10 protein-coding genes are annotated in these 9,911 nt (G+C 46.9%); all 10 read right to left on the reverse strand.

The features are described 5' to 3' along the window. Positions 1-995, reverse strand: a 995-nt coding sequence (locus Q0140_RS04205; RefSeq protein ID WP_297962197.1) for a saccharopine dehydrogenase family protein, incomplete at its 3' end; no start/stop codon positions are given. A 372-nt stretch (positions 996-1,367) separates the two neighbouring features. Beyond that, positions 1,368-1,475 (reverse strand): DUF2892 domain-containing protein, encoded by a 108-nt coding sequence (locus Q0140_RS12610; RefSeq protein ID WP_366112836.1) that lies wholly within the window; start codon positions 1,473-1,475, stop codon positions 1,368-1,370. A gap of 572 nt (positions 1,476-2,047) precedes the next feature. Next, entirely contained in the window at positions 2,048-2,533 is a 486-nt protein-coding gene (locus Q0140_RS04210; RefSeq protein WP_297962199.1) for a hypothetical protein, read from the reverse strand. Between the two features lie 42 nt (positions 2,534-2,575). After that, on the reverse strand, positions 2,576-3,205 hold the full coding sequence (locus Q0140_RS04215; RefSeq protein ID WP_297962201.1) for a LysE/ArgO family amino acid transporter: 630 nt from the start codon (positions 3,203-3,205) through the stop codon (positions 2,576-2,578). 10 nt (positions 3,206-3,215) lie between these two features. After that, on the reverse strand, positions 3,216-4,127 hold the full coding sequence (locus tag Q0140_RS04220) for a hypothetical protein (protein WP_297962203.1): 912 nt from the start codon (positions 4,125-4,127) through the stop codon (positions 3,216-3,218). Then, the gene (locus Q0140_RS04225; protein ID WP_177387092.1) at positions 4,124-4,741 is read right to left on the reverse strand and encodes a hypothetical protein; all 618 of its coding nucleotides are present in this window, start codon (positions 4,739-4,741) and stop codon (positions 4,124-4,126) included. Before Q0140_RS04225 ends, Q0140_RS04220 begins: the two co-directional genes overlap by 4 nt. Before the next feature lie 238 nt (positions 4,742-4,979). After that, positions 4,980-5,537: a formate dehydrogenase FDH3 subunit beta gene (gene fdh3B, locus Q0140_RS04230; protein WP_297943676.1), complete on the reverse strand. Its 558-nt coding sequence runs from the start codon at positions 5,535-5,537 to the stop codon at positions 4,980-4,982. A 9-nt stretch (positions 5,538-5,546) separates the two neighbouring features. Then, on the reverse strand, positions 5,547-8,468 hold the full coding sequence (locus tag Q0140_RS04235) for a formate dehydrogenase subunit alpha (RefSeq protein WP_297962205.1): 2,922 nt from the start codon (positions 8,466-8,468) through the stop codon (positions 5,547-5,549). A gap of 10 nt (positions 8,469-8,478) precedes the next feature. After that, positions 8,479-8,676, reverse strand: a complete 198-nt coding sequence (locus Q0140_RS04240) for a twin-arginine translocation signal domain-containing protein (protein WP_005871103.1) — start codon at positions 8,674-8,676, stop codon at positions 8,479-8,481. Positions 8,677-8,928: 252 nt separating this feature from the next. Beyond that, entirely contained in the window at positions 8,929-9,798 is an 870-nt protein-coding gene (locus Q0140_RS04245) for a molecular chaperone TorD family protein (protein ID WP_297962207.1), read from the reverse strand. Between the last annotated feature and the right edge of the window lie 113 nt (positions 9,799-9,911).

Consider the following 9,911-nt stretch of genomic DNA (forward strand, 5'->3'; position numbering starts at 1 on the left):
TCGTGGTCGCAGACGTTGTAGATATAGACCTGGCGCTCTTTGCCGTCTTTGAGCCCGCGGATCACGCAGCCGATGTTGGTTTTGCCTTTCGTGCGAGGGCCGAGCGACGCAGGATCAGGCAACAAGGTCTTTAAAAACTGGATCGGCACGATCTTTACGCCGTTATGCTCGACCTCGTCGATACGCAGCATACCGACGTTTTCTAGGCATTTCATGTGAGTTAGGTAGCTCTGCCCAAATGTCATAAAAAAGCGGATTCGCTTCAGCCCCTTGATGTTTTTTACTAAGCTTTCTAGCTCCTCGTGATAGAGCAGGTAGCTATCTTTGACGCCGACTTTCGGGTAGTCCCATTTGAACATTATTTCCATCGGCTCGGTCTCTTTCCACTCGCCGCGCTCCCAGTAGCGGCCCTTTGCGCTCACTTCGCGCAGGTTGATTTCGGGGTTGAAATTCGTCGCAAACGCATAGCCGTGATCGCCCGCATTGCAGTCTAGGATGTCGATTTCGCCGATCTCGTCAAAGAGATTTTGCTGTGCGTAGGCGCAAAATACGTTCGTCACGCCTGGATCAAAGCCGCTTCCCAGAAGCGCCATTGTGTTTGCGGCTTTAAACTCGCCGTCCTTCGCCCACTGCAGCTTGTATTCAAATTTTGCGGTGTCGGGGTGCTCGTAGTTTGCGGTGTCGATGTATGGGATGCCGGCGCGAGAGCACGCGTCCATCAGCGTTAGGTCCTGGTACGGCAGCGCGACGTTTAGCAGTAGCTGCGCACCCGTTTTTTTGATTAAATTTACGACCGCGTCGGTGTCGTCCGCGTCGATCTGGGCGGTATCGATAGCGACGCCTAGGCGGTCTTTTATAAATTTAGCGATCGCGTCGCACTTGCTTTTGGTGCGGCTTGCAAGGGTGATTTTTTTAAAAACGTCCGCGTTCATCGCGCATTTTACGGTCGCGACTTGGCTCACGCCGCCCGCACCTATGATTAAGATGTTTGACATTTTGGCTCCTTTAAATTTTAAATTTAGCTGCAATTTTAGCAAATTTAAGATGAATTTTAAGCGATGAAGCACTGTTCATATTGGAAGTTTGATTTATGGCGGACGCGGAGCACAAGCCCGCTCTAGCAAGAGCGTCAAAAGCGGCACGGCGTTAAAATTTACGCGGATAGCGGCATGCCGATTGACGGCGGCACGAGATTAAATTTCCGCCCTGCATCGCACGATAAAATTTTAAGCTTTAAAGGGCTAGTTTAAATTTAACATCCTGCAGCGAAGCGCGGATAATTAAAATTTAAAGTTCATTCGCTTTGCCATAAAATTTATCGCGCTTATTTTCTAGGCGCACGGCAAAACCGCACACCGCGGCTAAATTTAACGCTTTAGCGAACAGCGGTTTAAAAAGTAGCAAGCGGGGCAAAATCCCGTGACGCCCACGATAAAGGGCACGAGTCCGACCACCCCCCACCAGCTGCCAAACAACGGCTTTTGCGATCATTATCACCAGACCGATCAGCGCTCTTATTATCCTAGTTTTTTACTTGGCATTGCGTTTTCACTTCTTTGTTTTTACATTTTGCACGTATTAATGCTTAAAATTTTTAAAGTAAGCAATGGCAGCAAACCGCCACCTAGCGTATCATCTTTGAGCCCGCCTTCCTATATACGCGCCTTGGTTAAATTCGGCTTCGTTTAATTATCTTTTCTTTTGCATAAAAGTGCGATCCGACAAAATTTATGTACCTAAGAAATAAAATTTTATGCGAGCTCGACTTAAAAATTTCGGCAAGCGTAAAACAAGGCTCAAACTCGAAGGCAGGCGGGCAGTAGGGTAAAATTTGCGTATCGAAGGATAAAATTTACACGCAGCTTTAAATTTGGAATTACGATAAATTTTAACCGAGCGGAATTCTATCATCACAGAAAGCTTGTCTAAATTTAGCCCGCCGCGTATTTTTAGAGTTTAAATTTATGCGTCCCCGCGGCAAAGAAGCATAATACGGACGCAATATTTCGATCGAAGAGGCACCTGATCTCGCGCCGTACCGCCAAAATCAGATTTCGTAGCGATAAATTTTGCCGAAATTTTCATCCAGATTGTAGCTAAACTCACCGCCTGCGTAATAGATTGTCTCGCCGCTCTCCAGCTCAAAGCGCTGATATACACGCAGCACGACCTCGTTTTCGCTGATGCCTTGGACATGGATAAAGATATCGCTCTTTCTGCCCGCGGTCATCGCCATTTGGTAGAACTGATTAAATAGTGCATATTCCGGATCTTTCTCGGCATCCTCTTGAGATAAAAAGCCCTCCAGCACGCCCAGCATCTCCGCGCGAAATTCCGTCCTGGCGCGCGCATAGGCGTTTTGGATATTTTCGATCTGGTTGGTATCGAGTAAATTTAAAAGCGAATGTTTGCCCACGTAAAGCGTCGCGCTCGATGTGATTTTGCCGTCCTTGTCGGTCACTAGTCGCAGAGCTTTCTCTACGCGCCACAAGGCCTCTTTTAGTTCGAGCCCGCTTTCAATTTCAATCTTCATCATAGATCCTTTATCAAGAATGCGGAATTTTAGCGTTAAATTTTAAATTTTAAAGACAAACTTCGCGATCAGATACGCCATATAAAGCATCAAAACTCCCACGAGCGCGTCGATTATGCGCCACGCTCTGCTACTTGCAAAAAGCCTCGAAAGCGCCCCTGAACCGTAGCCCAAGCCGAAAAACCACGCAAACGATACGAACATAACTCCCGCGTAAAACCACGGCTTTTGGGCATCTGCGATCGTAGCGCCGAGCGAGCCCACGACCACGACGGTGTCTAAATACACGTGCGGGTTTAGAAGCGTCACCGCAAGAGCTTTGGCTACGACGGGCGCCAGCGGGCTATTTGCAGAGTTTTGGATCTTGGCAAAATGCGAGCCCCTGTAGGCGCTAAAAAACGAGCTTAGCGCGTAGCAGAGCAGAAATATAACCCCGCCTATGCCTAAAATTTGGGTAAGAAGCGAGCCCTGCTTAAGGGCGCCGCCGATTAAAAATATCCCAACGCCCGTAAATACGGCATCGCTTAGCGCGCAGACCATGCAAACCGCCGCGACGTGGTTTTTCGCAAGACCTTGGGAGATGACGAAGATATTTTGCGCGCCGATCGCGACGATCAGTGAGAGCATCAGCGCGGCTCCTTGCAAGAAAATTCCGATCGGCAAGGAGTTCAAGACCGCGCCTCTACTTATTTTTACTTTCGCAGGCGGAGTTTTGCATCGCCGTATCGGTAGTATCGGAGTCGTCTACCGCCGCACTTTCGGGCGCAACGTCAGGCTTATTATCGCTCGCGAGAATTTTAGGCGCGGAATTCTCGGCGCCTGTGAAATTTTCGCCCGCAGCGGCATTATTTGAAGAAACTGTATTATTCGGCGCGGCGGAGCTTTGTTCGTTTAAATTTGAAGCGCCCTTCAAATTCTGCGCGCCGTTTGAATCAGCGGCGCCATTAGAATTTTGTGCGATGGAATTCTGCACGGCGTAGGAATTCTCCGCGCCTAAATTTTGTGCGCCGTAGGAATTTTGCGTATCGGAATTTTCATCGTGGAGGTTTTTAGTTTTAAAATTTCTACCGCTACCCGCGCTTTTTTTAGAACCCTTAGCGCCCTTGCGAGCTTTTGAAGCAGTTTGCTCTTCCTCAGAGCTTTGCGAAAGACCCGCTTTTTCGCGCAAAATTTTACTCAGCTCGTAGATCGAAATTTCAAACGAGCCCGGTAGCGTGGCCTCCGTGTCGCTGTAAAATCGTAAAAAATTAAAGCGGTCCTGCGCCTGCGGCGCTTTTTTGAATACAAAATTTAAAAGCTCCGTTTTATTTCTGCCCGCAACGAAGGTTTTTGTGCCTAAATTTGCAATATCTTTGTATTCGAAGCTTTCGGAATTTGCGCCGCGCACGATTGTAAGGGCGTCCTCGCCGATCTGCAAATAATTTTTAGCGCCGAGTCTGAGCGCGCAAAAAAACGCGCAAAGCGCCGCGACTACGGAAGCAAAAAGCGCCGCGCCGCCAAAGCCCGCGTGGTAGCAATATCCGCTAGCGAGCGCCAAAATCGCCGATCCCGCCAGCGTCATCGCTACGGGCTTTTTATTCTCTTTTACTATCATCTTCCCTGCTTAATCAGTTGTCTTATATATTCGTAAATTTTAAAATTTAGCGCATCCATTACTGAGTCTTTAGAGCCCGGATTTTTGATGCTTTGGTAGTTGAGATTAGTTACGTAATCCTTCCAAGCGCCTTTGTTTTTGACGCTTATGTAGAGGCTGATCTGCGAGTCGTAGAAGTAGTCTCTGTAATAATCGTCGTCGTCCCAAGGATCGTATCCGAACGGCATCCCCCAGCCTACGCCCACGCCCGTATATCTATAATACCTGCCAAAGCCCATTCCGAAGCTAAATCTCGGATTATCCCACGATCTGCGCGAAAAATCCGCCTTGCGGAAATAGTTGAGATTGCCGCCGATTTGGACATTCGCCGCGCTTTTATTTACGACCTTAAATCCGTCCGCACGCAGATGCTGGATCACTACTTGGGTTAAATTTGAATCCGTCGTAGAGGTATTGGTAAAATTTACGCTTATGAGCTTATCTTGCGGAAATTCCATAATGTGAAGCGGCTCGGAAGTGCGCACAATGCCGCTATTTACGGGCACATTTTTAGAGCAACCCGTAAAAATCAAAAACGCCGAAATGACCAAAAAAAGTGAAATTTTATTTTTCAAGACGGATCCTTTCGCTTAAGATTTCAAATCCTAAATTTGAGTGATTGTAGCATAAATTTAAAATTTTAATGTCAGCAAGAAGCGATTTTTTGAAATAATCTAGTGGCGAATGGGCAAGAGTGGAATTTTTAAATAAAATTTTGCGCCGAGCGACCGCTAAATTTAAAGCCGTCGCTCGGTTGAAATTTCTGTAAAAGAGGCGGAATTTTAAATCGTAGGCGTTTAAAATTCCACAATCTTATAGGCTCACGCCGCGCGTAAGTACGCGCTTGCGATAAACATCCGAAACTCTGCTCGCGTCGCCCACGATTAGAGCGTTCGTGCAACAGATCGCCGCACAAATCGGAACCTTGCCCTCTGCGATGCGGTTTTGGCCGTATTTATGAAGCTCTTCGTGCGAAAACGTAGGCTCCGGTCCACCCGCGCACATAGTACACTTATCCATCGCACCTTTAATACCGAAAGCTCCGTCTCTAGGGAATTGCGGAGCGCCGAACGGACACGCGTAGAGGCAATATCCACAGCCGATACATTTATCTTTGTCGTGTAAAACGACGCCGTCGGTTCTGATATAGAAGCATTGAACCGGGCAAACCTGCGCGCAAGGCGCATCGGTGCAGTGCTGACAAGCGATAGAGCTTGAAACCTCCTGCCCCTCTATGCCCTCGTTTAAAGTGATAACCTTGCGCCTATTGATCTGCACGGGAACCCCGTGCGCCGAGCTGCAGGCTACCTGGCAACCATAGCAAGCGATGCAACGCTCGACATCGACGTAAAATTTTAATCTTGCCGGCATTTTATCTCCTTATGCTCTTTCTAGTCTGCAAAGACCGGCGTTAAATTCCGAAATTTGCGTATTTATGTCAAAGCCGTAGTTGGTAATCGTATTTGAGCTCTCGCCTCTGATATATGGCTTAGTACCCTCAGGGTAACGCTCGCTTAGATCCTCGCCTTGGAAAATTCCCGCGAAGTTATACGGCATAACAATACGATCAGGCGTTACGGCGTGCGAATAGATGCACTTGACTTTGATCTTCGTGCCTTGCGGCGAATGAATCCACATCATCTCGCCATCTTTGATACCTTTGTCAGCGGCAAGCTTAGGATTTACGTGCGCAAACATCTCCGGAGTAATCGCTGAAAGATACTTGCTCGTGCGCTCAATCATGCCCGCACCGCTTAAATTTACAAGCCTTAACGAGCTTACGATAGTAGGGAAGTCCTTGCTCCAATCCTGCTTTTTCTGCTCGGAAATAAATCTCGTAAAGACGCGGAAATTTCGTTTTTGATCCGCAAAGGTCGGATATTTCTCCACCAAATCCCATCTCGGCGAGTGGATCGGTTCGCGATGCTTTGGAATTTGATCCGCAAACTGCCAAACCTTCGCTCTTGCTCTTGCGTTTCCGCAAGGACAAATTCCAAACTCGCGGCATTTTTTAGCGATAATGCCACTATAATCTGTGCTCCACGTAGGCCCCATCTTGGCTTTTTCATCCTCGCTTAGCGTGATGCCTAAAACCTGCTCGATATTTGCCTTGGTAATCTCCGCGTGTCCGCCCGAAATTTTTGAGCCAGGAAGGGTAATGCTCTCGTCGGCTAGCTGCGAAACGCCGTCGTGTTCTAAGCCGAAGCGGTTTCTAAATCCCATACCGCCGTCGGCATAAGGCTTAGTTACGTCGTAAAGAATCGGCGTGCCCGGGTGTTGCGTATCCCAGCAAGGCCATGGAAGCCCGTAGTATTCGCCCTCTACTTCTCCACCTATGCCGCGCAAAGTATCGGGATCAAATAGATGCCAATTTTTCTGTTGTCTGCGAAATCTAGCTGCGGTACGACCGTTATTTCCAATACTTTGAGTATTGCGTGCGATCTCATCGGTAGCGTCGTCAGGCCAAACAAAATCGTCTTTAACCTGCTTAAGCTCGCCATCAACGATGCCCATCTTCATGCCGCGAACGTATTCGTCGTAAAAGCCGAATTTTTTCGCGAATAAAAACATTACCTCCTGATCCTCTTTGCTCTCAAATAGAGGCTTAACAATCTGAGTTCTCCACTGGCCGCTGCGGTTTGTAGCGCTTAGATGACCTTCGCTCTCAAACTGCGTAGCTACCGGCAAAACATAAATTCCATCCGGTCTATCGTTTAGAATCGCTACTTCGTTTAAAAATGGCTCGGCGACTACCAGCATATCGATCTTACCTAACGCTTCTTGAGTCTCTCGAACGTGTGCCATAGAAGTAATTCCTGTGCCTTGCACCCAAAGAACGCGGACATTGCCACTACTTAAAACGGGCTCATTTTTCAAAACGCCCTGCCACCATTTAGATAGCGAAAAGCCCTTTTCGTTGCGCCAGTTTATCACATCTTGCTCGATGCTCGGATCGTAGTGAAAATACTCGGTAAAATTCGTACCAGGCACTTTTTCACCCTGCTTTTCGTGCGGCTGCTTAGTAGAGACGGCAAATCTTTTAATAAACTGCTCGTAATCTACGCCCCAGCCCTTGCAGAAGTGCTTCCAAGCGTTATCGGCTAGCCCGTAATACGCAGGTAAGCTATCGGAGAGATTGCACATATCGGTAGCGCCCTGAACATTATCATGGCCTCGAAGGATGTTGCAGCCGCCGCCCGGCTTGCCCATATTGCCTAGTATGAGCTGCAAAAGAGCCAAAATTCTAGTATTAGAACTTCCGATCGAGTGCTGTGTAATGCCTAGAGCCCAGCATAAAGTAGCGGGCTTTGTGGTAGCAAACATCCTCGTAAATTCTATCAGCTCCTCTTCTTTGCAGCCGGTGACATTGGCTACCTCTTTAGGATCCCACTTCTCAGCTTCGGCTCTAATCTCCTCTACAGCGTAGGTTCTGGTTTTTATTAGCTCCTTATCTTCCCAGCCGTTTTTAAAGATTAGATGCAGCATTCCGTACACAAACGCTATATCGGTTCCCGGACGAATTCTAATATACATATCGGCCTTAGCCGCAGTTCTAGTAAAATTTGGATCAACTACAACGATTTTCGCGCCGTTTCTATCGCGAGCCTGAAGAGCGTGCTTCATAGCTCCCACTGGATTTGCAACCGCGGAATTCGCACCTATAAAAAGGATCATTTTAGAATTTTTCGCCATATCGCCTACGTGATTTGTCATAGCTCCATAACCCCAAGTATTCGCCACACCGGCGACTGTTGCGCTATGTCAAATTCTAGCTACGTGGTCGTTGCTGTTCGTACCCCAAAAAGCTGCAAATTTTCTAAAGTAATACGCTTGTTCGTTGCAAAATTTAGCCGAGCCCAGAAACACTACACTATCTGGGCCGTCCTCTTTGCGAACTTGAAGCATTTTATCGCCGATTTCGTTAACGGCTTGCTCCCAACTTATGCGCTCCCATTTACCGCCAACCTTTTTGAGCGGATATTTAAGACGCATTTTAGATTTGGTTAGATCGATTTGATCGATTCCCTTACAGCAGTGACTGCCCTGCGAGATCGGGTGATCTACTGCCATATCTTGGCGAATCCAGGTATTGGTGCTCTCATCCACTTGAGCCTCGATACCGCAGCCTACGGAACAGATCGAACATATCGTTCGCTTCATAACGGAACCTGGAAATGGGTTTTTGATCTCTTGCTCAGTAGCGGCTCTTAGCGTATTATTTTCGCCAAACGCGGCTACGCTGCTCGCTCCTAAAGCGGCGAGTTTCAAAAACGATCTCCTTCCGATTGCATTCTCACTCATGAAAATTCTCCTAGTAAGCTACTTTATAGTATTTTTTCCACGCTTCACTCTCCCAGTAAAGCACCTCTTTTTTCGGTGATTTGCCACGAACGGTATCGCCATAGTCCTGCTCGCTTTTCGCTAGAGCCTGAGACGCGGCAACGCCCACGGCACCTACTGCGCCGATTTTTAGAGATTTTTTAAGAAAATCCCTGCGTTTGTTCTCCATGGTTTTCCTTTGTGAAGAAATCGCTTTAAATCTTTTATTGTAGTAACGCCTGTTACAGGATTTAAGTCTAATGAATTATAACGAAAAGGCAGTGAGATGGAAATTAAATTTTAAGTTACTTTTTAAATTTTATTTAAAATTCAAAATATAAAGTTCTAACTAAAAAACTACTCGCAAAACTCGAGCTTGCGAGTTTAAAATTTAACCGAAATTCTGCTTTCGCGTTAAGATTTCCGTTAAAAATTTTATTTATCAATCCAGATCAAAAATATCTTCCGGATTGGTAAATTTATTTTGATAGCCACCTTTTTTGATCGCTTCCTTAACGACGCTGCGATCTTTCTTTTGCGGAGCGGTAAGCGCTAAAAGCGAGCGCTCAAGCGCAAAAAAGCTTCTCATTAGTGCGCCTAATGATTTGAAAAAATCCGCCCGCACATGCCCGCACAAAAGCTCGCTAAACTCATCCACAAAGCTATTGGTGACATTCGTAAAAAGCTCTAACGCCAGCGCTTCGCCGTCTTGCGCGCCGACGAAATTTTTAGCGCATTGCGCGCTCGCAGTATTTTTACCATCCTGCGGGCCTATAAAATTTTTACTGCCATGCGAATCTACAGAATTTTTTCCGTCTTGCGCCGTCAAGCTCGCGCTATTCGTAAAATTTTGCTCGTTTGCCACGGAATTTTGTCCGTTTAAAACCGCGCTGTGTTTTGCAGCCGCGTCGCGCAGCAGAGTTGAATGCAGGTAAAAAATAAATCCCACATAATCCTCGCACTCTTTGCAAAGCTCCATATTGCGGCGAAATTTACTCTTTTTTAGCACGTCGATTACCGCGACACGCATACGTCCATCGTCGCGTCCCTCGTCGTAGAAGCTCGCACTCATCGGCACATTGGCGTATGAAAAATCAAAAAGCACGGAATTTTGCTCGCTTTTAAACGCTGCAAAATCGAATTTCGCCAAATTTTGAAATTCCGCCTCATCGCTAGGCACAATGGGCGAGCTGCGTAAAAACTCCAGCTGCTCCTTCCAGCGCTTAAATTTCGCATCCGTTTCATAGAAAAAAAACGGAATTGCAAAAAATTCGTAGTAGTAGCTTCTTGCTTGAAGTAGATTCGCATCCATTACATTGCCCCTTTTCTAGCATCTTCTATCTGCTTTTTTATCATTATTTTCGCCTTGCAATCGCCGCAGCAAAAAAGAGTCTTCATCTTTTCAGGCTCGTTTGCAAAATGCGC

The sequence above is a fragment of the uncultured Campylobacter sp. genome (genome assembly GCF_938045405.1).
In the GTDB taxonomy this organism is placed as follows: Bacteria; Campylobacterota; Campylobacteria; order Campylobacterales; family Campylobacteraceae; genus Campylobacter_B.